The 24,593-nt window shown below is 49.1% G+C and carries 15 protein-coding genes; 3 read left to right on the forward strand and 12 right to left on the reverse strand.

Going from position 1 to position 24,593, the window contains the following annotated elements; translation table 11 throughout:
- Window positions 1-324 precede the first annotated feature (324 nt).
- Genes IEY24_RS15825 through IEY24_RS15835 form a run of 3 tightly spaced genes read left to right on the forward strand, consistent with a single transcriptional unit; the run spans window position 325 to window position 4,823 of the window.
- A complete protein-coding gene (locus IEY24_RS15825; protein ID WP_188933761.1) occupies window positions 325-1,176 on the forward strand; it encodes a universal stress protein in 852 nt (283 codons plus the stop codon).
- Window positions 1,177-1,184: 8 nt separating this feature from the next.
- Window positions 1,185-2,312 (forward strand): magnesium/cobalt transporter CorA, encoded by a 1,128-nt coding sequence (corA, locus tag IEY24_RS15830; RefSeq protein WP_188933763.1) that lies wholly within the window; start codon window positions 1,185-1,187, stop codon window positions 2,310-2,312.
- Window positions 2,313-2,348: 36 nt separating this feature from the next.
- Window positions 2,349-4,823, forward strand: a complete 2,475-nt coding sequence (locus IEY24_RS15835) for a bifunctional UDP-N-acetylmuramoyl-tripeptide:D-alanyl-D-alanine ligase/alanine racemase (RefSeq protein ID WP_188933765.1) — start codon at window positions 2,349-2,351, stop codon at window positions 4,821-4,823.
- On the opposite strand, the gene ppk1 is transcribed toward IEY24_RS15835, so the two are convergent.
- The 12 genes from ppk1 to IEY24_RS15895 all read right to left on the reverse strand — a co-directional run bounded on the left by ppk1 (window position 4,824) and on the right by IEY24_RS15895 (window position 24,577).
- Window positions 4,824-7,172 (reverse strand): polyphosphate kinase 1, encoded by a 2,349-nt coding sequence (gene ppk1, locus IEY24_RS15840; protein ID WP_188933767.1) that lies wholly within the window; start codon window positions 7,170-7,172, stop codon window positions 4,824-4,826.
- Window positions 7,173-7,341: 169 nt separating this feature from the next.
- On the reverse strand, window positions 7,342-9,297 hold the full coding sequence (gene gyrB / locus IEY24_RS15845; protein ID WP_188933769.1) for a DNA topoisomerase (ATP-hydrolyzing) subunit B: 1,956 nt from the start codon (window positions 9,295-9,297) through the stop codon (window positions 7,342-7,344).
- A 252-nt stretch (window positions 9,298-9,549) separates the two neighbouring features.
- Window positions 9,550-11,244, reverse strand: a complete 1,695-nt coding sequence (locus IEY24_RS15850; protein ID WP_188933771.1) for a hypothetical protein — start codon at window positions 11,242-11,244, stop codon at window positions 9,550-9,552.
- Window positions 11,245-11,377: 133 nt separating this feature from the next.
- The gene (locus IEY24_RS15855) at window positions 11,378-14,545 is read right to left on the reverse strand and encodes a PVC-type heme-binding CxxCH protein (RefSeq protein ID WP_188933773.1); all 3,168 of its coding nucleotides are present in this window, start codon (window positions 14,543-14,545) and stop codon (window positions 11,378-11,380) included.
- A gap of 43 nt (window positions 14,546-14,588) precedes the next feature.
- Window positions 14,589-15,470 (reverse strand): ThuA domain-containing protein, encoded by an 882-nt coding sequence (locus tag IEY24_RS15860; protein ID WP_188933775.1) that lies wholly within the window; start codon window positions 15,468-15,470, stop codon window positions 14,589-14,591.
- Between the two features lie 149 nt (window positions 15,471-15,619).
- Window positions 15,620-16,144 carry a hypothetical protein gene (locus IEY24_RS15865; protein WP_188933777.1) on the reverse strand — a complete coding sequence of 175 codons (525 nt, stop codon included), beginning with the start codon at window positions 16,142-16,144 and terminating at the stop codon, window positions 15,620-15,622.
- 155 nt (window positions 16,145-16,299) lie between these two features.
- A complete protein-coding gene (locus tag IEY24_RS15870; protein WP_229222389.1) occupies window positions 16,300-16,626 on the reverse strand; it encodes a hypothetical protein in 327 nt (108 codons plus the stop codon).
- Between the two features lie 72 nt (window positions 16,627-16,698).
- Window positions 16,699-17,064: a hypothetical protein gene (locus IEY24_RS15875; protein ID WP_188933781.1), complete on the reverse strand. Its 366-nt coding sequence runs from the start codon at window positions 17,062-17,064 to the stop codon at window positions 16,699-16,701.
- 342 nt (window positions 17,065-17,406) lie between these two features.
- On the reverse strand, window positions 17,407-18,105 hold the full coding sequence (locus tag IEY24_RS15880; RefSeq protein WP_229222396.1) for a hypothetical protein: 699 nt from the start codon (window positions 18,103-18,105) through the stop codon (window positions 17,407-17,409).
- 119 nt (window positions 18,106-18,224) lie between these two features.
- On the reverse strand, window positions 18,225-19,538 hold the full coding sequence (locus IEY24_RS15885) for a vanadium-dependent haloperoxidase (RefSeq protein ID WP_188933785.1): 1,314 nt from the start codon (window positions 19,536-19,538) through the stop codon (window positions 18,225-18,227).
- Complete coding sequence (locus tag IEY24_RS15890; RefSeq protein WP_188933787.1) at window positions 19,538-22,852, reverse strand: VCBS repeat-containing protein; 3,315 nt, start codon at window positions 22,850-22,852, stop codon at window positions 19,538-19,540. Before IEY24_RS15890 ends, IEY24_RS15885 begins: the two co-directional genes overlap by 1 nt.
- Before the next feature lie 147 nt (window positions 22,853-22,999).
- Window positions 23,000-24,577, reverse strand: a complete 1,578-nt coding sequence (locus IEY24_RS15895) for a SusD/RagB family nutrient-binding outer membrane lipoprotein (RefSeq protein WP_188933789.1) — start codon at window positions 24,575-24,577, stop codon at window positions 23,000-23,002.
- Window positions 24,578-24,593: the final 16 nt, after the last annotated feature.

A 24,593-nucleotide genomic window follows, 5' to 3' on the forward strand; every position in this document is an offset into this window, starting at 1 on the left:
AAATATAAAAATGAAATATTGTACTAAACAGAAGAGGATTTATAAAATAAACAACTGTTTGCGGTAAGCTCGGAAAAGTATTGGACAAATACAAAATACCAGCACCGCGACGACGTACCGGCAGACTTTGAAGATCAATTTTTACCCAATTTGGCACAAAATTTGAAACCTTCAAGATTACCCCGGCATTAAATCTTTACCAGAATATCGCCGGGAACTCCGTCCGGACTCCGCCCCGACCAAAAGATGACCAAAGTCCTTGATTCCGGTTACTAAAATCGATATGTTCGGAAATTCCATACCCAAAACATAATTCTGCCAGACATGAGAAGTATCCTGATTGCCGTAGATTTTTCAGAAAATGCCGAGCGCGCACTAGCAGCGGCAAAACTGATTGCCGAAAAAGACGTGACGGAGCTGCTGGTCCTCCACGCCTATCAACCCTATATTGCCGACGTAAATGTTACCCCGGGGAATGTAATGCCTGGCATCGGCGGAGCGGATTTCATGGCAATGGCCACCGAACTGGAAGAAGAATTTCACAAAAGGCTCGACGAATACGCTGCAAAACTCGTCGCGGAAGGCTATCATGCGAAAGCGATATGGGCGATCGGCAGCGTGCAATCGGCCATTGAAGAGGCTATCGACGACCATGTGCCGGATATGATCGTGATCGGGCGGACCGGTACCGGAGGTTTCCTGGACAAGCTGATCGGCAGTTCGGCGACGCATATTGCCCTCAACTCACCCTGTCCGGTGCTGGTAGTACCGCCTCAGGCCGAGCCGGCGAGATTTAAGAAAGTGGTGTATGCCACGCAATTCGAATACGAAGAGAACAATATCCTGCGGGAGGTTTTCGTGTTGATGAACCATCTCGGTGCCGACCTCACTTTGCTGAAAATCAACTCCGATGCACAGCCGGATATTCAGCCTGATAACCAGTATATTGCCGACATCAAATCGCATTTCACGATCCGCGACGGCCAGATCGTGATCAGGGAAGCGAAACACGTGCTCGACGGCATAGAAGCCTATTGCGACGAGGTACAGGCCGATCTCCTGATCATGTCGACCCGTGAGCGATCATTTATTGAAGAATATCTGATCAATCCGAGCATTACGCGTAAGCTCGTTGTCGACACACACGTACCTTTGCTGGTGTTTCACCTCAAATAACAAATGATTTGAACGGGACAGAAAGCGGCAAGCCTGCCGGAAGCGCCAGGAACGGCGGCGCCAGAAAATCCAAAAAGTATCGTAAACGCGGCCTGCTCACCTCGCCCGGCACGCTTACTTATATTGGTCCGGAGATTGGGTTAAAGACCAAAATCCGCAGGATCAGGTATGACGAGCATATGTACAAGGAAGATACGGTGAAGTCGCTGGATGAATGCAGGGCCGCAGAACACGGCGAGAGCTTCACTACCTGGCTGAACGTAGATGGCATCCACGAAACTCCCCTCATCGAAAAACTGGGCAAATTCTACCATTTGCACCCGCTGCTGCTGGAAGACGTCGTTAACACCGAACACAAGCCGAAACTGGAATTATACGACTCGGGGCATTTGTTTCTGACCTTGAAAATGCTTCACGTCGATTCGGAATCGCCCATCAGCATTTCCTCCGAGCATGTGAGTTTTGTATTGGGTAAAAATTATGTACTCTCGTTCCAGGAGGAGCTCACTTCCGATATTTTTACCACAGTTGAAAGCCGTCTGGAAGCATCCGTAGGTAAAACCCGTCGTAACGGGCCTGACTACCTGCTTTTTGCATTGCTGGACGTCGTGGTGGATAACTATTTCATTGTACTGGAAAAACTCGGCGACGCACTCGATGCCACCGAAGACCAGGTGATCCGCGGCGTGCAGGAGCTTTCGCTCAAAGACATGTACGCATTGAAACGCGAATTAACATTGGCACGGAGACAGATCTGGCCATTACGCGACATGATCAATCAGCTGATACGCGAGGACAATATGCAGATCAGCCGGGATGTAATTCCCTATTACCGCGACCTTTACGACCACATTATGCAGGTGCTCGACACCATCGACTCCTACCGCGAGCTGGTGGCCAGCCTTGTGGACGTACATTTATCGACGATCAGCAACCGGATGAACCAGGTCATGAAAACGCTGACGATCTTTTCGGCGGTTTTTATGCCTCTGACGTTTATCGTGGGTGTTTACGGTATGAATTTTGAGTTTATGCCGGAGTTGAAAGAACCCTATGGCTACTATTACGTATGGGGACTGATGGTGGCGGTTACGGTAGGGATGATATTTTATTTCAGAACTAAAAAATGGATGTAGATTGATACCTTTGTGCTCTGATTAACGCGCATTGGAATGAGTCTTACAGTCAATACATCCCCCTTTGTAACCACACAAGCCCAGTATATCCTGACCGACAGCCGCCAGGTTTCTTTCCCAGGTCAAAGCATCTTTTTTGCCATCAGAGGTGAGCGCCACGACGGGCACCGCTTCCTGCCCGAGCTGTACGCAGCGGGCGTGCGGGAGTTTGTCGTGGAAGAGGCCGCATTCACAGGCGAGTTGCGCGAAACGGCTGCCACGTGGGATGACGCCCAAATCTGGGTCGTAGCATCGAGCATCCGGGCGTTGCAGCAATTGGTAGCGTCTAAAAGAAGGCAGTTCGATATCCCGGTTGTCGGCATTGCTGGAAGTAATGGCAAAACCATCGTAAAAGAATGGCTGGTGCAGCTGTTGTCGCCCGGCCGGAGCATAGTGGCCAGTCCTAAAAGCTATAACTCGCAGATCGGTGTTCCGCTTTCCGTTTGGAACCTAAGCCAGGACCATTCGCTGGCGATTTTTGAAGCCGGTATTTCCAAAGCGCATGAAATGGAGTATCTGCAACCGGTCATGCAGCCTACAATCGGCATTTTCACCAATATCGGCCCGGCGCATGACGATGGTTTCAGAAGCCGCAAGCAGAAGATCACCGAAAAGCTGCGCCTTTTCACGAAGGTCAGAAAACTCATTTACCGAAAAGACTACCACGAAATAGACGAGGAAATCAGCCTGATCCTGAAACCGGTGAATGCATTCCTCGAAACGCTGAGCTGGGGAAGCAACTATTCCGGCTCGCATGTGCAGGTGACATTCACTCCGCAAAAAGATAAAACCGTTATTTCCCTCACCGGCAAGCTGGGCAACCATACTTTCGAAACCGGCTTCCGCGACGATGCTTCACTCGAAAACCTGACGCATTGCATTGTTTTTCTCCTGGATTTCGGGCTTGAACCTGGCGTTATCCAGGAAAGGGTATTGTTACTCAAACCCGTTTCCATGCGTTTGGAGCTCAAAGAGGGCATTAACCATTCCTATATCATCGACGACGCCTACAATAACGACTTGCAGGGGCTGTCGATGGCGCTCAACTTCCTCGCCCAACAAGAGCAGCGAACCCGCAAAACCGTCATTCTTTCAGATGTACTCCAAACCGGCCAGACGCCTTTTGAACTGTACAAAATGGTTTCACGCTTGCTAAGCGAAAAGGGAATCGACAGGTTGATCGGCATTGGAAGGCAAATCAGCAGCCAGGCATCGCTGTTCGATATTCCCGAACAGGAGTTTTACGACGATACCGACAGTTTTCTCAAAACATTTGCCTTCCACACGCTCGCGGATACGCTCGTGCTCGTTAAAGGCGCGAGGCCGTTTTCATTTGAGAAGATCGTACACCGCATTCAGCAAAAAGCGCATGGTACCGTGCTCGAAATCAACCTCGACGCATTGGTCCACAACCTGAACTACTACCGCGCAAAAGCCGGGCAGGGCACGAAGATCATGGCGATGGTGAAGGCGTTCGCTTACGGCAGCGGAAGCTCGGAGGTAGCCGCATTGCTGCAATACCACCGCGTCGACTACCTCGGCGTGGCCTATACGGATGAAGGCGTAATCCTACGCCAAAGCGGCATTACTTTGCCAATTATGGTGATGAATGCGACCTTACCGACCTTCGACCTTCTGTGGCAGTACAAACTTGAACCCGAAATTTACAGCCGCCGCATCCTTACCGACTGGATAGAATATATTTCCAGAAAAGGCGAACCGGCCAATACCCCTTCCGTGCATTTGAAACTCGATACCGGCATGCACCGACTTGGTTTCGTGAAAGATGATTACGAATGGCTCCTGGCGCAGCTTCGCCAGAATCCCGCGGTGAAAGTATCGAGCATATTTTCGCATTTGGTAGGCGCCGACGAAGGTGTCCACAATGAGTTTTCCAGAAAGCAATATGCACAGTTCATGGAAGGTGCCGCGCTGATCGAGCAGACTTTGGGCTACAAAACCATTAAACATATCCTCAATTCGGCGGGAATCGTGCGTTTCCCGGAATACCGCCTTGATATGGTGCGGCTGGGTATCGGCTTGTATGGCGTGGAAGCGACCGGGCAGGACCAGCGGGCATTGCAGTCGGTAGGGACATTAAAAACCATTGTTTCGCAGGTCAAATACCTTACTTCGGGTGAAACGGTGGGATATAGCCGCAAAGGCGTCGTCGACCACAACTCGGCTATTGCCACGCTGGCGATCGGCTATGCGGATGGTTACGACCGCGGACTGGGCAATGGTGTTGGAAAAGTGTGGGTGAATGGCACCTTATGCCCTACTATCGGCAATGTGTGCATGGATATGACCATGATCGACGTCACGCACGCCCAGGTAGAAGAAGGGGATGAAGTGATCGTTTTCGGTAAGGAAGTCCCTATTACGGAACTTGCGAAAACTATCAACACCATCCCCTATGAGATCCTGACGGGTATCGGTGACCGCGTCAAGCGTGTATTTTTCAAAGAATAACTACTTTCCAGCATCAATATGCCCCACTTCCGGATCGGCGCTGGCTGACCCGGAAGTTTCCAGATCTGCAGTGGGTATTGCGGCAGTTTCCACTGCGGCAGTCTCCACCGACTTGTCTTCCTCTTTAAAAAGGTGCGTAGCCATCACCTGGTCAAGGGTCACATTATAGAATGCCTCGTGGATGTTCAGCGGTTCGCTTCCCTCTTCGATCTCGCATTTGATATAGTTTCCATCTTCCTGCAATTCATAGGCATTCACATTGTCTTTCAGGCTGTAATACAAAATATGTATCGCTTCCTGGCGCACGCGCGGGTCTACGAGCTTGAAAAGGGATTCAATGCGTTTGTCGAAACTCCGCACCATAGCATCGGCACTGCCACCATAAACCAGTGGGTTGCCGTTCTGGTGGAAGTAGAAAATGCGTGAATGTTCCAAAAAGTCGCCTACGAGCGAGCGGACGGTGATATTTTCACTCAATCCTTTCCGCTGAGGCCTCAGGCAGCACATGCCGCGGACGATCAACTTAATGGGCACACCTGCCTCCGAAGCTTTGTAGAGCTCATAAATGGTGTCGCGGTCTTCCAGGGAGTTTATTTTGATACAAATACCACTTTTCAAACCCGCTTTCGCATTCTCCGCTTCCTGCTGTATAAGCTCGATCAGCTTCGCACGCATGTAGCGCGGGGCTGTGATCAGGTTCTGGTATTCAGAAGGAATCGAATGGCCCGTAATTACATTGAAGAATTCAGAAATATCGTGGGTGTATTCTTCATTGGACGTTAAAAGACCGGTGTCGGTGTATAATCTGGAAGTATCCTCATTATAGTTACCGCTCGACAAATGCGCGTATCGTAATACCCTATTGCCTTCGTTGCGCACGATCAGCAGCAGTTTGGTATGTGTTTTAAGTAAACCGATGCCATAGATCACGAAACAGCCCGCTTTTTGCAGCCTTTGTGCTTCTTTAATATTGTTTTCCTCATCAAAACGCGCCTTCACCTCGAACAATACCGCTACGTGCTTGCCGTTCTCGGCCGCGTGCAGGAGCGCCTCCGTTACGCGCGAGTTTTTCGCGAGCCGGTAGATCGTCAGTTTAATGGACAATACCTTCGGGTCTTCTGCCGCCTGTTCAAGCAGCTGCAATACCGGTTCGAAGTTGTTGTAGGGGTGATGCAGTAAAATATCCCTTTCCCGCATTACCTCAAAAATATCCGGAATGCGTTCGCGGTCGAGGCCTAGCGGCGGCACCGGTGGGTGTATCGGCGGGATCTGGTCTTTAAACTCCGGATGTTTGATAATGCTCCAAAAAGCAGTAAAGTCGATCAATGCGTCGGTGCGGAACACGTTGAGGTCATCTATCTCCCAGCGCTTCTTGATCAGATTGAACAAATCGGGATGGACGTCCGGCTCGATTGAAACCTGCACTACTCTTCCCAAACGCCTGCTTTTGATCTTTTGCTTGATCTCGTCGATAAAATCCGCTTCGATATCGTCACTTTCTTCCAACGTAAAATCGCCGTTCCGGATAATACGGAACAGGTTGGTCGAAACGATATCGACATTTCTGTACAATTTGTTGATAAATGCTTTCGCAATCTGTTCAATAGGCAGGAATAACAATTCCTCCTCCCGCTCAATGGCGTAAAAACGCGGCAGATTGGGAGGCAACTGTACGAAAGAAAGCTTTCTGTCCTCTTCCGAAGTAGTGCCTTTCACCTGGGTGATTACCCCCAAAACAAGCACTTTCGCCAGCAACACCGGAAATGCGTGTGTATAATCGAACAACATTGGCGTAAGCATCGGATACACCGTCCGCTCAAAGTATTCCTCCACGGCAGCATTTTCCTCATTGGTGACCTCATCCATCCCGATGATCCGGAACCCGTGTTTCGCGAACAGCGGCACCAGCTGATTTTGATAGCATTCGTTCTGGCGGCGCACAAAATCGTGCAATTCTTTCATCAATACCTTTCGGAAGGGGATTTCCCGCAGGCCGGAATAGTCGAGACGCTCTTTACCGAAATCGAGGTAGTTATAGAGACTACCGATCCGGATCGATAAGAATTCGTCGAGGTTGGATGATGTAATCGCCAGGAATTTAAGGCGATCGAACAGGTTGCGTTCTTCGTTCGTCACCTGATCAAGTACGCGGTCGTTAAATTTCAGCCAGCTCAGGTCCCTGCTGATCAGGTCGCTTTGCTGCATTTGCGTATTTGCCTTTTCCGACGACGAACTGACTGCCTTGCCGTCTTCTGCCGCAGCCGGTTCTTTCGGACTTTTGAACAGTGCGAACAAATTGGTCAGTTTACTTCGTTTTTCATTATATATATTGTCGGATGAGCCAGACATAACGTTATGCTATTAAAAAGGTGTATCAGGATGGCAATAAAAATTCAACGAATCTAAACAATCTATTGTTTTCGGGCCGATGAAGTTTGTGTTAAATTTTCATTCCAAAAAGAAACGGATGACTGTGTGTTACAGCCATCCGTTTCAATATTGCGGTTTCAACTAATGGCTACACGTCCACACGGGCATACTTGGCGTTTTTCTCGATAAAATCGCGGCGAGGAGCTACTTCGTCGCCCATCAGCATCGAGAACAGGTGATCCGCCTCGGCCGCTGATTCTACAGAAACCTGTTTCAAGCTTCTGTGCTCGGGATTCATGGTTGTTTCCCAGAGCTGCTCAGCATTCATTTCACCAAGACCTTTGTAACGCTGTACGTTCACCGAGTCTTCCTTACCACCCGAGATTTCACGAACCGCCTCTTCGCGTTGTTGCTCGGTCCAGCAGTAACGCTCTTCCTTGCCCTTTTTCACGAGGTACAGCGGTGGCTGGGCGATGTAGATATAGCCATTGTCGATCAGGATCTTCATATAGCGGAAGAAGAAAGTCAGGATCAGTGTACGGATGTGACTACCGTCGATATCCGCATCGGTCATGATTACGATCTTGTGGTAACGGAGCTTGTCGATATTCAATGCACGCTCGTCGCCGTCCTTACCGATCTGCACGCCCATTGCGGTGAACATGTTCTTGATCTCTTCATTTTCATAAATGCGGTATTCCTGCGCCTTTTCCACGTTCAGGATCTTACCACGCAAAGGAAGGATCGCCTGGTAAGCACGGTTACGTCCTTGCTTGGCCGTTCCACCCGCGGAATCCCCTTCGACAAGGTACAATTCGCAGACGTTCGGATCGGTTTCGGAGCAGTCGGACAGCTTTCCTGGCAAACCTGTACCCGTAAGGATGTTCTTGCGCTGTACCATTTCGCGCGCTTTTTTCGCAGCGATACGGGCTTTCGCGGCAAGGATTACCTTGTCGATAATTACACGGGCTTCTTTCGGGTGCTCGTCCAGATACGTATCGAGCATTTCCGACACCACCTGGCTCACGGCACCTGTTACTTCGCTGTTTCCAAGCTTCGTTTTGGTCTGGCCTTCAAACTGAGGTTCCTGAACTTTGATCGAGATCACCGCGGTAAGCCCTTCACGGAAGTCATCCCCGCTTATCTCTATTTTTTCCTTCGTCAGAACACCCGATTTCTCGGCGTAGTTTTTCAGCGTACGCGTCAATGCGGCGCGGAAACCCGAAACGTGGGTACCACCTTCGATGGTGTTGATATTGTTCACATAGGAGAACACGTTCTCGCTGTACGAGGTGTTGTACATCATCGCCACTTCCACCGGGATAGCGCCTTTATCGCTTTCCATGTGGATCGGCTCGGGGATCAATGGCTGGCGGGTAGCGTCGAGGTAAGTCACGAATTCGTTCAGACCTACTTCGGAATAGAAGTCTTCGCCGCGGAATTTACCATCCTCGTCTTCCTCACGCTTATCTTCCAGTGAAATGCGGATTCCCTTGTTCAGGTAGGACAACTCGCGCAAGCGGGTGGCTACCGTTTCGTATTTAAATTCGGTTACCGTGAAGATCGTCGCATCGGGCAGGAAGTGGATGATCGTTCCCGTCTTATCCGAATCACCGATCACGCGGGTGGAGTAAAGCGGTTTGCCTTCGCTGAATTCCTGTTCGAATATTTTACCTTCGCGGTGTACTTCGGCGCGCAGATGGATCGATAGCGCGTTCACGCAGGATACACCTACCCCGTGCAAACCACCGGAAACCTTATAAGTATCTTTGTCAAATTTACCACCGGCGTGGAGAACTGTCAGTACAACCTCCAAAGCAGATTTATTCTCTTTGGGGTGCATTCCGGTGGGGATACCGCGACCGTTGTCTTTAACGGTGATGGAATTATTTTTTTCTATCGTAACATTGATGGTATCGCAGTAACCTGCCATCGCCTCATCAATGGAGTTGTCAACAACCTCCCAAATCAAGTGGTGCACCCCTTTGAAGCCAGTGTCACCGATATACATCGCCGGACGTTTACGAACGGCCTCTAAACCTTCAAGAACCTGGATATTTTCAGCCGAATAGCTGTTTACTTCTAGCACTGCTTCGTTTGACATATAGTTTGTTTTACACTTGGATAAAAAGAACCATTATCTGGCTTTTTAAGCACGTAAAGATACGAATTTTTTATGGTTTTACCTAGCAGAACCCATCGCAAACCTGCCATTTTACATGCCTTTCGAGGCAAATCACAGCCAGGAGGCGCCGGACGCCGAAATATGACATTTCTGTGTTATTGAATAAGGGCCCAAAGATAACATCGTCTATTATCCTGCGCCTGGGGCGGGTTAATATCCGGTTCCTGAAAGCTATTTCAATGCGTATCCGTGGGCGGTACAAACGAGTTGCCTGCCAATCCGGTAGAATGTCTTCTGCCCGGCGCCCGAGACATCCAGAATGCCCAGATCGTAGATACCCGGGTCCAGATCTTTTTCGCGCAGCAAAGTATTGAAACCGTTTTTGTAGTAATTACCGGTTGTGACAATGTTTTTCCGCGTCTCCGTTTTCGGATTGCCGTTCATGAGGGATATGGAGCCGGTTGACGTATCCTTAATAACAAGGAAACGGTCGTCCCAAAAGTGTTTTCGCCTGGGAGACGCATTACTGGAAACAAAGTAGAAGATAATGTCGTCGTTGCCTTCCCGCAGGACACGGTGAATGTCCCAAGTTTCAATGTACAGTCCCTTATCGACCACCGGCCCTTTTGCCGCAAACATCGAATCCAGTTCCTTTTTCTCTACGACGGATTCGGGAACCCAGAAGTAACCCTTTTCATAGGCCGGAAACAGGTAAAATCCTCCATAATTGACAATAGACCTCTCCACAGAATACATGCTGCGGTTATTACGCCAGTTATAGATGTCGGCTAGATAAGTCGTTTTCTTCGCTGCGACCGTCCCTGTAAATCGGTAGTGCGAATAGCCCCAGTAAAAAACACTCAACGCCAGAACGGCTGTATAAACCCATTTTTTACGAAAGAAATCGGTATAGAATACCAGAAACAGGTAGAAAATAGCGGTCGAAAGTGAGGCATAAAGCTGAAAGCGGCTCGCTACGGTCGTGCCGGCCCAGGACCTGAACACGGCGATTACCGTACTGGAAATAAAAATGAATGCAAAAAGCGTGAGTAATTCGATCGTGCCTGGCTTGATCGCCGCGGGCTTTTTGAAATAAACACTTGCAACACGAAATGTTACCAGCACCATGCAAACCACAATCACGAATCCCCAAACGGCCGAGGAAAGCTCCGGCATAGCCCAAAGCGACATCGCAGACCCCACAAAACCGAAGAGAGACGAAAAGAATTGAACCGCATTTTTGGGCAAATTACCAGCCTGCCCCGGCTCGTAACCCGCGAGATAAATGCCGAGACATAGAAACATAAAAACGCCCGTCAGAATTGCCTTGCGGAAATCTTTATAGCACAGGAAGAAGAATATGATCGCCGGAAAGGAAAGAATCCCGTTACCATGGGTAAAAGTGGCCAGAAAACAGCACAGCATCGCTCCGTAAAACGCAGGTTTCGTACCGCGGGAAACGAGGATAATGGCCGTCACCGTAAAAGCTGTCAGATACGAATGCTGCATCCCGGTGAGCGCCCAGCCGGACACTTCGTGATACAGCGGATGAAAGAACAGAAAAGGAACCGGGAGGAAATAATAGAGCGGCAGCTTCGCCTTGCAAAAATTGAGGTAAAGAAAATAGAAGATATAAGTTAAGTTGAGCGACACCAGCACGATATAAAAACGAAGGTGCAGACGGCCGGTCAGCCAGTAGTCAAGCAGGGAAATAAACCTGGGCACCACCGCCTTATGATCATTGAAAGTGCGGAACATTTCCTGGATCAAACCTGCAAAACCTACTTTGCCGTCAGAAATGGCATGAATAAATTGAACGAATAAAAAATCGTCCTGGAAAGGAAAATCGACGGAAAAATGGAAATTATAAAGAAAGAATAACAGGATGACGGTACAAATGGCGACAATTGGTAAAAATCGAAGCATGATTCGGGTTGTAACGTATAGTTATGTAGTAGATTTAGGATTCAGGATGGCGGGTAATGGTTGTAAAATACAAAGAGCGGAAGAAAAATCACCCGCTCTTTACTAAATAATATTCAAACTACTCCTCTCAGGCTCACCTCTTTTCCATAGGATGGTCTTTCAGAAGCTGCTCGGGTGAGTAAAAATCTTGCTTGCTTTCGGTAGCAGCACGGACCTGCTTCACTTTTTCAGGCGAGATCGCCGGCCCCTTGTTTCCAAACGAATTTCGTACATAGGTGAGTACCGCAGCTACTTCGTCGTCCTTCAACAAACCTGCGAACGGCGTCATCGGAACCTGGCCGGGGTATTTCTTGCCGTTTACTTCAATCGGCCCGAGTAATCCTTTCAGGGCGATCTTGATCAGCCGCTCGTCGCTTCCAGTAATCCATGGTCCCGAAAGTGGCGGAAAACCGGATGCTTCCAAACCTTTACCGTCGGGCTGGTGGCAGGTAGTGCAATACCCTTCCTTGGCATAAATCTGCCGGCCCTGGTTGAAAAGGATCAGATCATTGCCTTTCAGGCTCGTGGCAACGACAGCCTGTTTTTCCCTTTTTACATTCTCCCCCTTCAAATGCGCCTCGGCCGCTTCGAACGCGTGGATTGTCCAGTCGTCAAGTTCCATTTTTTTGGCTTCCGCTAAAATCGGCAATCCTTTTTCTTTACCGATCCACGATGCTGCTACAATGGCCATCAACCGCACGCGGCTATTCTCGTCACGCGCCGCCTGCATCAGCAGATCGGCCTGATCGGGCACCTGGTGGCCTGTGTAGCGCACCACCTGCACCGCCGCGGCACGTGCGTGGTAGTCTTTTGCTTTCAATACCTGCTTCAACAACTTCTGATCTACTTTGTCCATACCCCAGCTCACCCAAAGACCTTCCAGCAAATGGTGCTCGTAACGCGGGTCTTTTTTGTCCAGACCAGCCACCCAGGTATTCAGTTTGGCCAAAACCTGCGACGCGTCGCGCCCGCGCAATTCGCGGCGGGTGCGGTAGCGGGTGCGGTATTCCGGAAGTTTAAGGTTATTCAACAGTTCATCGATACTCGCCCCATCGACCTTCGCGGGCGTCACGAGCGGGCGCGAAGGGTAGGTAATGCGGTAGATACGCCCGTGAGAGTGGTCACGCAACGGGTCACGCGCATTGTGCTGCATGTGGCCTATGAGGATATTATGCCAGTCGATCACGTACAATGAGCCATCGGGGGCAAATTCCATATCCACCGGGCGGAAATTGCGGTCTTCGCTGACCACCAGGTCCTGGCGATGATGGCTCTTGTAACCGGTACCTTCGTCGGTAAGGGTATGTTCTTTTGTTCCAAGAAAACCGATCGTATTGTTGATCAGGAAATCACCCTGGATATCATCCGGGAAATGACGGCTCGACACGAATTCGAGACCCGATGTCGGACGAACGCGGTGTTTGTCCTCCACCAGCTGCACCGATTTGTGCGTTGCTTCACCGTAACGCGGCAAAACACTGCCAGGTAGCATCCAGCGAACGTCCGGGCTTGATGTTTCAGCGAAAAATGGCTGTCCCCAATCATCGAAAGCGATACCCCACGGGTTCGGGATCGAAAGCTGGGCAGTCCGTTCCAGTTTTTTCAATTGCGGTGCATAACGGTAGAAACCGCCATTGGTTGCACGTACTGGTCCGTAAGACGTCTCTACATTGGTATGCAGGAAAACACCTTCACCGGAGTAGATAGCACCCGATGGGTCCACCGTAAATGCATGGCTGTTGTGGTGCGTATCGTGGTCGTCGAAACCGCTCAGCAGGATTTCTTCCTTGTCGGCCTTTCCATCGCCATTTGTATCGGTCAGCAGTTTCAGGTTGGTACCCTGCGAGACGTAAACACCTTCTTTGGCAATTTCAAAACCCAATGGCAAATGCAGGCCATCTGCGAAGACGGTTTGCTTGTCGGCTTTACCGTCGTTATTGGTATCCTCAAAAATGATAATCTTGTCGTTCGGCTTCGAATCGCCGGGTTTATAATGCGGGTAACTAGGCATCGTAGCAACCCAAAGGCGGCCCTTATTATCGAACGACATCTGCATCGGTTTCGCCAGGTCAGGGAATTCCTGCTCCGAGGCAAAAAGCTCGATTTTATAGCCTTCCGGCACTTTCAACTTCGCCAATGCCTCATTTCCGTACAAATAAGTGAGGCTACCATTTTTTTCAGGGTTAAAATTGGTTTTTACCTGAGGCAATGTCCTGGTATTTTTATCAGCCGCAGCCAGATCCGTTTTCTCGCCCTTTGAAGCAGCAAGCCAGATTGCCTGGTCACGAATGTCGGTCAACTGGCGGATTTTCTCAATTTCGGCAGGATAGTTATCCGGTCCGAAGGGATTGTACCGGCGGCCATAGACGTGTACCCCGTTCGGGATTTTGAAGTCGTTGTGCCACATCCAGTTTTTTTCGTCCACGGCGGCATGCACCAGCTCTCTGTTTTTGGCTTTTTCAGCGGCTTTTCCAAAGATTTTATCAACCAGTAAAACACCCAGTTTCTTATAACCTTCCGCGTTCAGCTGAGAACCGTCGATCGTGAGGTCCTCTTTCGTTTCGGCATACCACTTTTGAGAAGGGGCGAATGCGTCAACGAAAAGAACTTTATTCTGGTCGGCCACTTCCTTCATTGCTTTGGTATACAAAAGGAGATTTTCGTTCTCCTTCTTGCCATTCGGCAGATCATATTTAGCAGAAAGGTCTTCAAAAGCGATCGGCGAGACGACCACCAGTTGAGGTGCCGAGGTGCCGTTATACTTCTGCTGTAATGTCCATTTAATGAAAGCATCCAGCTCTGCCTTGTAGTTGGCCAGGCCGGCTTTCCCTTCAAAAGATTCATTATACCCGAAAAAGGAAATAATAACGTCCGTTTTTAAGCGGGTGAGCCATTGATCGGGCGTTTCCAGGTGGCCCTCACTTTGCGAAGGATTGGCAAGTTCGGTCTGGAATTTCTCAGCTCCGGGGAACGCCCACGGCGTGTTGCGGCTCGCATGCGGGCGGAAGCCGGGCGTATCGCCCCCGTCACACATATTGCGGATAACAAGGTTATCGTCCGGGTAACGCATATACAATTCCGTTTCGAAATTGTCATAATTCATCATCCGGGAACCGAGGTTATTACCTATCAGGGAAATGTGCGTTCCCTTGCCGATTTTGACCGGCGCGGGCTGATTCAACTGGAACGCGCTGAATGCAATAACTGCCAGTCCAAATGCAATAAGCAAAAAATAAACGCTGATTTTTTTGGGTTTAGACATTTGAAAAGATTTTAGGTTGGGTTCTGGTAGCGTTATTTGAAAGTTACTTGGCTTCGCGATATGGGACCTGGATATTCATTTTCCCTTTCCATTCTTTCGGAATTTTCAGGCCCAGTTCATAGTGGATGGCATTGATAATGAGCCGCTGGAATGGTTCGAGCTGAAAATCTTCCGGGTGCCCGAGCGTTGTCATGAACACTTTGCCGCCAAACGAGTTAGTACCCGTCCAGGCAACGGGATTTTCGATCGCCTCTTTATCAGGGTCCACCGATTTACCCATCAACAACCAGGTCGAACCTTTGGTAGGATAGTCGGGCAGCACGCGGTACAACCACGAGCGGGCGTGGAACGGACCTTTTACGCCGGTCAGGATTGGATTTTTGGCTTGCTCAGGAATCACGGTCACGTCCGTGCTGCTCTTATGCCCATAATGCGTATGTTTGGCCGCTCCGCCCCATCCCGGAGGGGCATTCAAAGCAAACTCGCCGAATGCATTCCATTTTTCGCTTTCATGTCCTTTCGGGAAGTTGAATGCATGGGTGGTTGTGCGGAAGCCCATCACAGGCTTGCCGGTTTTTAGATATGCTTCGATAAGCGCAAGCTGATCGGGCGGCAACTGACGCCAGCGGAGGTAAAAAACCGCCAAATCCGCATCCTTCAATGCTTCGAGGCCCGGTATGTTCTTCTCGCTGTTATGATCGGGATAGGCTTTGAGGACGATCGTGCGCATGCCGTAGTTCTTTTCGAGCTCGGCCGCCACGATCGGCAGCGTTTCTTCGCCACTGTATTCATGATCGCCCGTGACGAACACAACCAGCGGAGCTTTTTTGTCTTTTTTAGAGGATTGCGCGATCGACAAATGTGCACTGACCATCACTGCAAATGCTGCCAGAACAGCGCAAATGCAGAATTGTTTCAATTTCATGGTGAAAGGATTAAGGTTCAAGCTTTATGAGCAAAGGGGTATATTGAGAAGACTGTTTAGTGCAAATTTTCCCCTAGTTAATGATAAATGAAATATAACGTATCCTGTGTTGTCCTGCTTTGGGTAATACCAATGGCACATCACAGCTTTCAGATGACCAATTTGTCCTTTTCGGTCGGTGTGAAGTATCGTTTACGGACGTCATCGAAAATGAACAAGATGAGAAACAGATGTTTGTAAAGAGCTACTTTCTCCTCGTCTCCGGCCCATTCTTCAAGCCTGGCCTTCAATTCCCTGAAATTTAATTGACTGAGTTCGGGGAATTCCGAGGCAATTTTAAGCAGTTTGTCACGCTGCTGCTGCAACGTTTGAACCTGTTGTTCTGTATCCTCAAACGACTGTTCACCACTTTTATGTCTTTTAATTGGTGGGCAGAAATAGACTGAACACGTGTGAGGGCGGGGTTTATCATAAATCGTGCAACATGTCGAAAAATGGTGGCACGGGAGGTTGAAAAACAATGTTTCCTTAATTTTCAAAGTGACCATTCCGCAATCATCGGCCACTTTCCTATCCGCTTCATCCCGAACGAAGCCTCTCGCAAACAACGTACCATCACAGCACATTCCGCAGCTCACACACAACTCCGAAACCTCCTTTTCGCTATTCGACATATCAAGTTAGAATGAAGACCGGTAATTTTAGCGATAATACTTCAAAACTCCAATCCGCTCAGTATTGTCCTTTCGACACCAGGCATTCAGGAATGGATGCTTGGTTTGGTTGATAATGATATCTCAATCCAAATTGGTACATTTTCGCCAAACTATCACATTGGAACAATCTTAAACAATCTATTATTCCTGAAGATCAATTCATACCGTTGCAACACAACAGTATCGCCCGAAAAATCCACGTATTCAAAAAAAGGATGCTGCCGAACGCATTTCTCAATCTGCCTCTTCGAGAAATTAGTGGTGTTCACAATGCAGACAATCGCTGCCAGCTCTTCTTCTGTCCTTTTGTAACCATCCTGCATGTAGGTAATCGTGAATGCCTGATCTGTAACGATGTACCCGGCACCTGCAATCGCGACCATCAGCACAAGTCCGGCCAAAAAACCAAAAATTGATTTCTGCTTTTTGCTAAAAGGCATTTTGACAAGTATCAAAAAAGTTGAAGGCTAGTTTGCTTGGCACCTATCGAAATGATGAAGCTGTTGCATTGATCATCCTTGTAAATGCTCTTTCAATTCTTCTTTCAGTGCATAATAGTATCTCAATTTATGCACAATAATATCCTTCTCCGTGATTCGCGGCCGGGTGTTTCGCGGCGGATCGTAATCACCTCCGACCACGGTTATCTGGATCGTATCGCCGGGTCGTAACTCCGTTTTTAGCCAGTCCACATGTACGTCGTCAACACTGTCGAGCCCACTTATCGTAATGTCTAGCTCCTCCTCAAAACTATCTCTCCGCAGTACAGCATTTAAAATACAGGTTACGACATAGTTTTCTGCACCTAAACCCGCCCGAATCGGCTGTTCATCGTTTATCTTAACTTCAAAACCGTGCCCCATTTTTGTATTAATCAAATTCTTAACAAACGTTTGGTCTTGCTGAATGCTTGAAGGAGCTTATGATTACTTCGTGGATCTGGAAAATCCCCAAAGGACCGTTGCTTGGGATACCCGTTTCGAATCTCAAAATTATTCAACGCTGGCACTTCAATCGTCAGGAAATCACAAGCATACGATGAATAGGTTCTCCAAAAATAGCCTTCCGGAACCGGCCTTAAATCCATTTAAGCATCCTGCCAAAAGTAAAATAACCGAATCCACCTCCCTAAAAGGCGATACTTGCAACGGAAATTACTTTATGAGGAAGACAATTCGTCGGAGAAATGAATCGCTATACAGGCTAAGTTACCTATCGGATCACAAAAACCGAAACCCAAGCGTGACCGAGAACCGTGAAAGGTCCACACTGTCATCCTTCGACAAATGCAATGTCTCCGTGCTGAACTCGGTTTTGCGTTGAAGGCGGTAGATGGCGCCCATCATGGCGGTTCCGGTGAGGTTGAGGGCGAATTTGGGACTAATGGGTTGCTCAATTCCTACGCTGACGCCCCAATTCATCGTTTTGCCTGAGAATGTGAGCGGCTGGGCGAGCACGACACTTCTATTTTCGTACGGTTGATAGCCGAGCAGCAATGAGGTGAGGATAGCTGTTTTGCCGTTTTTTAGAAACGACCGGTGGATCAACGCGCCACTCAGGTGCTGGATAGTTACCTTTTCGCTTTGTACGCTGTCCATTTTAGCATTACCCTTGTACATTTCATAACGCAAACCAAGGCCGACGTGCTTCCAGGGGAAATAAGCGATATCGCCGCCGAATGCGATGCCGGATTTGAGGTCTTTGATGTATTCCTGCTCGTCGTGGCTGAATACCATTCCTGCGCGGAACAAGCGGTAGGCATAGCCGCCATTCAGGCCGAAACTCCAACGCGGAATGTTGTTTTCCTTCGTTACCTTTTTCCGTATGGCCGGTTTTACAGGCTTATCCATCACCTCTTCCCGGTCCTTCCTCCATTCGGTGATGGAGGCTTCCTGGGCGCTGGCACTTTGGCCGAGCATACCCAAAACCATTAACAAAGCGGCAAACGATCTGACCATTACTTGCGGAACGCGGCGATTTTAAGAACCCAAAACTACTATTTTCGGGTCATATTCAGCCTTCCGATTCTCAGAAATTGTCATATTGCGGGTTTCACACCGGCCTTTTTGAGTTTTTCAAGGATGAATGTGCCAATGGCCCTGCCTTGCTCCTGGCCGTTTTCGATGGCATCGCGGAAATGGATCCCGCCGTAAAGACGCGAAACCGCAGCCTCCTCCGAGGCCTGGCGGAATGATTTAAAATCCCTTACCGGCAACTCGAATATGACTTCGGTGTCGTCCCGGAAAGTGAAATTATCGCCCAGCAAAAAGGTGAGTGTTTCTGCAACAGCTGTCGAAACTACGCTATGCCCGCTGGTGTATTCGGGGAAGGGCGGGGTTTGCAACAGCGGCTGCCACTGCGGATCGAAGAGCCGGTTGATAACCGTCTCAGGCCTTACCCGGTTGCTGCGGTACTTCTCGTCCCAGCAACTGATGAACGCGTCCATGAGTGTTGCGGCCACGAGCGAATGTACCATAATGCCTTTATCGAGATCGAGTTTGGCTTTGGAGCTGGCAATGCCGGTAATGTTCATCCAGTGACCGCCCGGGCTGATTTTCTTGAACCCGATATTCATGTGCCCCGAAGTATTGATCGCAAACGGGTTACAATCCCAGTACGAAGCAATGAAGCGTTGCTGCTCCGTCAGGTTTTTGCCTACCTCATAAACCTCTTTTGCCAACTTGTAAAAAGCACTGCTACTATCCTTACTGAATTCCACCGGCCGCTTTGGAACGAACTGGCCGCAGGAATCTATCAGTACCGGGCGAATCGTTTTCCAATGCGGCTCTACGCCCTCGATATAACCTGGCGGGGTCGGGTACCAGTATGCGTCCCCTTTCTTCGGACGGTACCGCAGGCGCGTGCTGAGTTTGAGATAACCATCCGTAGAGGCGTCGGCGGCGACTTTTTTTGCCACCTCCTGTGCCACGGCGATCGATTTGTCGATCGTCGCCTGCGAATGCCCTTCCCGCAGCAGCGCGATGATCAGCTTTTTCTGGTCCTCTTCGAGCATATAGCCGGATGGGATAATAATCCGCCCCGTTTCGAGAATGCAATACAGTGCCGCGATCCGGTAATCATAATCCTTCGTGCCGATTGCAACAGGGTTAATGCTTTTTGTAAAATTAGTAGGAGCTATAATCTGCTTGTTGTTCCGGGCTACGATCTCGTGCGCGCCCAGGAGACAATAGGTGTAAAAACGGCTCGCCGCGGGCGGGTTCACCACATCGTGGATCATCACCATAGTTACCGAAAACACAGCCGGCTGCAAATGCTTACGCAGCTCCTCTCCGGCTGGTTTGGCAAAAACAGATTGGCTAAATATCAAAAGGAAGAGCAGGGTCCGGCGCATCACTTTCTGGAATTTTTATAAAACTGCAATGGCTCATTGAATGCCCCGATAACTATAAAAGGCTGGCCTCCGATATTCACCTGCACAGCCGATTTCACGTCGCCGGTTACGGATAATCCTGTGTTAGATTGTTCCACGAACCGGAAGCCGTCTTTGCCATCGCCCGCGAAAAGACTACCGTAGTTGGCGTCCATACTGCCCAATTTGAGCCGGTTATCCGTTTTGTTCCCCAAAAGAAGCAAGTCTTTCCGCCCGTCGTGGTCGAAGTCGCCGGTGAGGATCGTGCATACGGGCCCGAACTGTGCGCGGGCGGGCATTGCGAATTTTTCAAACTGGCCGTTCCGATTCATAAAGCACAGGCTCCGAAGTTCGCGTGCTTCGAGTCTGCCGGCTTTGGCAAGCTCTGCGGCGGGGATAATGTCGGGCATCGTTGCATTGGCATAGTCGCGGTAGAACGAAAACTTCTTGCGCATCGGGTAAATCTGATCGTTCAGTTCATCCCGGCTTACGAACGGATAGGATTTACCTTGTACATAAAAGTTAAAAAATGGGTCAATGGAGCCATTCTTGTCAAAATCTGCGAAATACAGCTCCGCGGGCTCCTTTTCCGAGGCTTTGATCTGCGAGTTCTGTCCGAGGTTACCGGCCAGTATATCAGGCCTTCCGTCGCCGTCCAGATCTTCTATTTGAATGGTATTCCAAAAACCGCTCTCCTCGCTTTTGAAATAATCGGCTGTTTTGTCTTCAAAGTCCTTTCCATTATAGGTAAAAACCTTCACAGGCATCATTTCGCCCACAATCACTATTTCTGCTTTGCCATCACCATTCAAATCACCCCACTGGGCGTCGGTAACCATCCCGATTTTAAAAAACGGTGATTCACGCACTTCGAAACGGCCTTTTCCATCATTTACCAATAAGAAAGACGCAGGTGATTCCGGGTAACGGCCAGGGATAATGCGGCCGCCCACGAACAGGTCGAGGTCGCTGTCTTTATCAAAATCAAATGGACGGACACACGACTTACTGCTGGCCTTCATATTTGGTAGCGAGAGTACCGACAAGCTCAGCCCGCCCCTGCCGTCGCTAAGGTAAACCTCGTCTTGCAGCGACACGGTATTGGGCTCAAAAAGCGAGTAGCCGCCTTTCGCGATGTACAAATCATCAAAACCGTCACCGTTGGCGTCAAAAAATACAGCGGCCGAAATCGCGGACGTATTCTCATCCCCGATCGCAAAACCGGGCATTTCGCGAAATGCGCCGTCTTTCTGTTGCAACCATATTTTCGCCTGCTTGTTCTGGTCGCCACTGACGAAAATATCGTCCAGGCCATCCTTATTCAGATCACCTTTCGCCACCACGGGGCCTGTTTGCGAATACATCGAGAGCATCAGCGGCTGGCGTTTGAAATCATTTTCGCTGAACCCTTCGTGCTGGTAGGTAATGGCAGGGGTTTCTTTCTGGAATAGTGTCTTTGAAATGCGCTCCTTACCGGCTTTGTCAGTCTTTTTCCCGCTTTTTTCAACTACCAGCAGCTGATTCCCCTTCACATTCTCGAAAATCTGGGTAGTACCATCCGGCCATAGGATTTGTACTGTATCTGCTGCCGTCGCTTCTCCGAGCCCGAAATGCAGGCGCAATGGTGTGCATGAGAGATAACCGCGGTTCGGGCTCACCTCCTGGTATTGAAGTGCTCCTTTGGTCCTGAGATAAACCCTCGCCCCTATTCCACCTGCATTCGCGCCGTTCTGTTTCAGTTTCAATTGAAGCCAGTTGACATTCTTTGCCTCACTGGCCGTGTTTTGGTAGACAAATGCGGGTTCATTGATATTGTTTACAACCAGGTCAAGGTCGCCATCGTTGTCCAGGTCCGCGTACACGGCACCACTGGATACCGACGCATGTTCGAGTCCCCAGGGCTGCTGCATCTTCGAGAAGGTCAGGTCGCCGTTGTTTTTGAAAATATAGTTGGCCAACGCCGTGGAGGGCATTGCCTTCACGAGGTCCATCAATTGGAAAGGCTCTTTATCGACGGCCCTTTTAATCTTATAATCGCCCCAGTATTTTAAAAAATCCTTGTTGGTATAATCCCTCAGATAGCCGTTTGAAACAAACAGATCCTTGAAACCGTCGTTATCGAAATCGGCGAAAAGCGGTGTCCAGCTCCAATCGGTGTTGGAAACGCCGGCATATTGCGCTATCTCACTGAATGTGCCGTCACCGTTGTTGAGCTGCAACATATTGCGCATGTATTGCTTTTGCAGATCCTGACGCACCATGAGCTCAAACGACTCATAGTTTTCCTGCAATTGAAGGAGCTTTTGCCGCTGGTTGTCCTCCGGCAACATGTCGAGCGACATAATGTCGGGTAGGCCGTCGTTGTTGAAATCGGCGATATCAATGCCCATCGAAAACTGCGCCAGATGCCGGAAAGACTGCCTGGTCACGTCCTTGAACGTGCCGTCGTGGTTGTTAATGTATAGGTAATCGGGCTCGTTGTAGTCGTTGGTCACATAAATGTCCTGCCAGCCGTCCTGGTTCACGTCCGCAATGGCAATGCCCAGGCCGAATGTGAGGGGATACTGATGAATGCCGGCCTTTTGGGTGACTTCTACAAAATGATTTTTCTGGTTTTCAAAAAGCTTGTTGCCTGCGAGCTCGTCCGTCTGCGTACGGAACTTGGCAAGCTCCATATTGTCGATCTTCTTCGTGGTATGGTTGAGCAACATCATATCCAGATCGCCATCGTTGTCGTAATCGAAGAAAGCGGCCTGGGTGCTGTATGAGATATTGTCCAACCCATATTCCTTCGCCTGCTCGACGAACCTGAGGTTGCCCTGATTGATAAAAAGCTGGTTTTTACGGTCTTCGTCCTTCACTTTGCCCGAATAACAGATATGGATGTCAAGCAAGCCGTCGCCGTTTACATCGGCCATGGTCACGCCCGTTTTCCAGCCACCCTTCCTGCCTTCGAGTCCCTTACCCGCCGACGAAGTAATGTCTTTGAACTTCATCTTCTCCCCTTTCGCGCCCAGGTTTAGGTAGAGCTTGTTGGAACCCATATTCGACGTAAAAAACAGATCGTCGAAACCGTCACTATTGATATCGCCCACCGCTACGCCACCGCCATTGTAATAATATTCGTAAGACATCACATTCTGATTCTCCGTTTCGCTGATGGGATTCACGAAATCGATCCCTGTCTGCTTGCCTTCGAGCAGGCGGAACAACCTGCTCTGCGCCTTGACGCTGGTGAAATGTAATGTCAGCAGTAAAATGGAAAGCAGGTAAAAGAGGCGACCCTTATGATTCATTGATAGTGCAGTACCGATTTAGAGAGGAAGAATTACTGCTAAAATAAAAAACTCCAACCAAAAGTTGAAGTTAAGATTATGCCCTACAATAAAAAATTGGGATGGCAGATTGCCATCCCAATTTTAAAAGACATTGCAGTTTAAATATTAAAAGTTTGCAGCTTTCCCGGTATCCCACCACAGACGAGTAGCGATATCATCTTTCGCACCCGTACCCATTTTTGACACTGCATCCGCAACAGCAGCCGTATTACCAGTTCTTTCTGCATTAACAAACGGCATTCTTTTGATCCATTCGTTCGCCGTAATTACCCCCCAATCGCCATTGCTATCGTTTTTAGCCACAGGCGGAATTTTGGGATAACCTGTACGTCTGAAATCCACCCATGCCTCCTGCGTATTGGTGAAGGTATTCAGGTATTTCTGGGTAATGATCTTTTCCAGTTTCAACTCGTTCGAATCCGCATTGTTCCAGGCCACGGTGATGGTGGAAGCAGCAGTAAAGTTGTTGCGGGCGTCGATCGGATCCACATAGCTGATCGGCTTGCTGGTAGCATCGGCGAGGTAGGCATCTACGCCACCCGCTCCCCAATCGGCAAACGACAGCTTGATACCTTCCTCATAGTTAGTTTTAGGATCACCGGCACCTGTCCAGCCTCTCAATCCGGCTTCGGCTTTCAGGAACGCTACTTCTGCTGCGGTGAAGTTCCTTCTGGTTTGGACAGTCTGGAAATCTTCACTCACTTTCGAGAAAGGAACGTGGTCCGCTTTTGCTTTAATATAAGCACCATTTCGAACACCTTTGTAAGGAACAGAAGGGTGATCCGCATACAAAGCCGCGTTGGTCATGGGGGCAAAATACTTGGAAATCCGGCCGTCTTTCAAGCCCACCAGAAACGATTCCATCACGGCGCCCATACGGGTATCATCCCATTCATAGCAAATCTGGGCAACAGGTATCTTATTACCATTCAATGAATTGATAAAGTTATCAGCATTGGTGGTAATCAAACCGGCAGGGTCGGCTAATGCTTTTTCACCCTGGGTTTTGGCCATGGCGGGATCCACTTTTGAAATACGCATAGCCAATCTCAGACGCAACGAGTTCACCAGTTTCTGCCACCGAGGAATGCTACCACCATACTGTGACGGATCGAATTTTTTGTACCCAGTATACTCCTTATTAGCGTTAAAATCTGTCTGGATAGAATCAAGCTGTTTGAAGAAAAGCGGATAAAGGTCCGACTCCTTGTCATACGCGATGGAGTTGGCCGTGGTACCATACTGCGAATAAATAACCGGCCCGTGTACACCTGTCAATTTGGATACAGCGAAAATACGGATCAACTTGGCCCAGGTCGCAAACATGGGCAGATTGTTGTCTTTGGCCAGCTGGATCACCTGTTTCGAGGGTGACATAACACTGCCATACACACGGTTCCAATAGGTATTCCAACGGATATAGTAAGTAGTGTTATTTACGTTACCCACAAAGTCCGTCGGCGTACCCATGTACCCCATCCAGTTATCGGAACAAAGGTCCTCTTCGATCTGGTGACCGTTGAGGTTGAAGATCATATTCGAAAAAGGGGAGCCTACGAGGTTAAAGTCCTGCTTGAGAAGCTCGTCTGAAATCTGATACGGATTCTGGTTTGTCTCAATAAAATTATCAGTACAAGCCGCGAATGCGATCAGGGTTACCAATGCTATTACTATTTTTTTCATGTCAATAACTTTAGAG

The sequence above is a fragment of the Dyadobacter endophyticus genome (genome assembly GCF_014641595.1).
Taxonomy (GTDB): domain Bacteria; phylum Bacteroidota; class Bacteroidia; order Cytophagales; family Spirosomataceae; genus Dyadobacter; species Dyadobacter endophyticus.

What these genes read in the sequence shown, in the direction of transcription:
- IEY24_RS15825 (WP_188933761.1), top strand. Translation starts at nt 325, where the DNA reads ATGAGAAGTATCCTGATTGCCGTAGATTTTTCAGAAAATGCCGAGCGC.
- IEY24_RS15835 (WP_188933765.1), top strand. Translation starts at nt 2,349, where the DNA reads ATGAGTCTTACAGTCAATACATCCCCCTTTGTAACCACACAAGCCCAG.
- ppk1 (WP_188933767.1), bottom strand. Translation starts at nt 7,172, where the DNA reads ATGTCTGGCTCATCCGACAATATATATAATGAAAAACGAAGTAAACTG.
- gyrB (WP_188933769.1), bottom strand. Translation starts at nt 9,297, where the DNA reads ATGTCAAACGAAGCAGTGCTAGAAGTAAACAGCTATTCGGCTGAAAAT.
- IEY24_RS15850 (WP_188933771.1), bottom strand. Translation starts at nt 11,244, where the DNA reads ATGCTTCGATTTTTACCAATTGTCGCCATTTGTACCGTCATCCTGTTA.
- IEY24_RS15855 (WP_188933773.1), bottom strand. Translation starts at nt 14,545, where the DNA reads ATGTCTAAACCCAAAAAAATCAGCGTTTATTTTTTGCTTATTGCATTT.
- IEY24_RS15860 (WP_188933775.1), bottom strand. Translation starts at nt 15,470, where the DNA reads ATGAAATTGAAACAATTCTGCATTTGCGCTGTTCTGGCAGCATTTGCA.
- IEY24_RS15865 (WP_188933777.1), bottom strand. Translation starts at nt 16,144, where the DNA reads ATGTCGAATAGCGAAAAGGAGGTTTCGGAGTTGTGTGTGAGCTGCGGA.
- IEY24_RS15870 (WP_229222389.1), bottom strand. Translation starts at nt 16,626, where the DNA reads ATGCCTTTTAGCAAAAAGCAGAAATCAATTTTTGGTTTTTTGGCCGGA.
- IEY24_RS15880 (WP_229222396.1), bottom strand. Translation starts at nt 18,105, where the DNA reads ATGCTCGGCCAAAGTGCCAGCGCCCAGGAAGCCTCCATCACCGAATGG.
- IEY24_RS15885 (WP_188933785.1), bottom strand. Translation starts at nt 19,538, where the DNA reads ATGCGCCGGACCCTGCTCTTCCTTTTGATATTTAGCCAATCTGTTTTT.
- IEY24_RS15890 (WP_188933787.1), bottom strand. Translation starts at nt 22,852, where the DNA reads ATGAATCATAAGGGTCGCCTCTTTTACCTGCTTTCCATTTTACTGCTG.
- IEY24_RS15895 (WP_188933789.1), bottom strand. Translation starts at nt 24,577, where the DNA reads ATGAAAAAAATAGTAATAGCATTGGTAACCCTGATCGCATTCGCGGCT.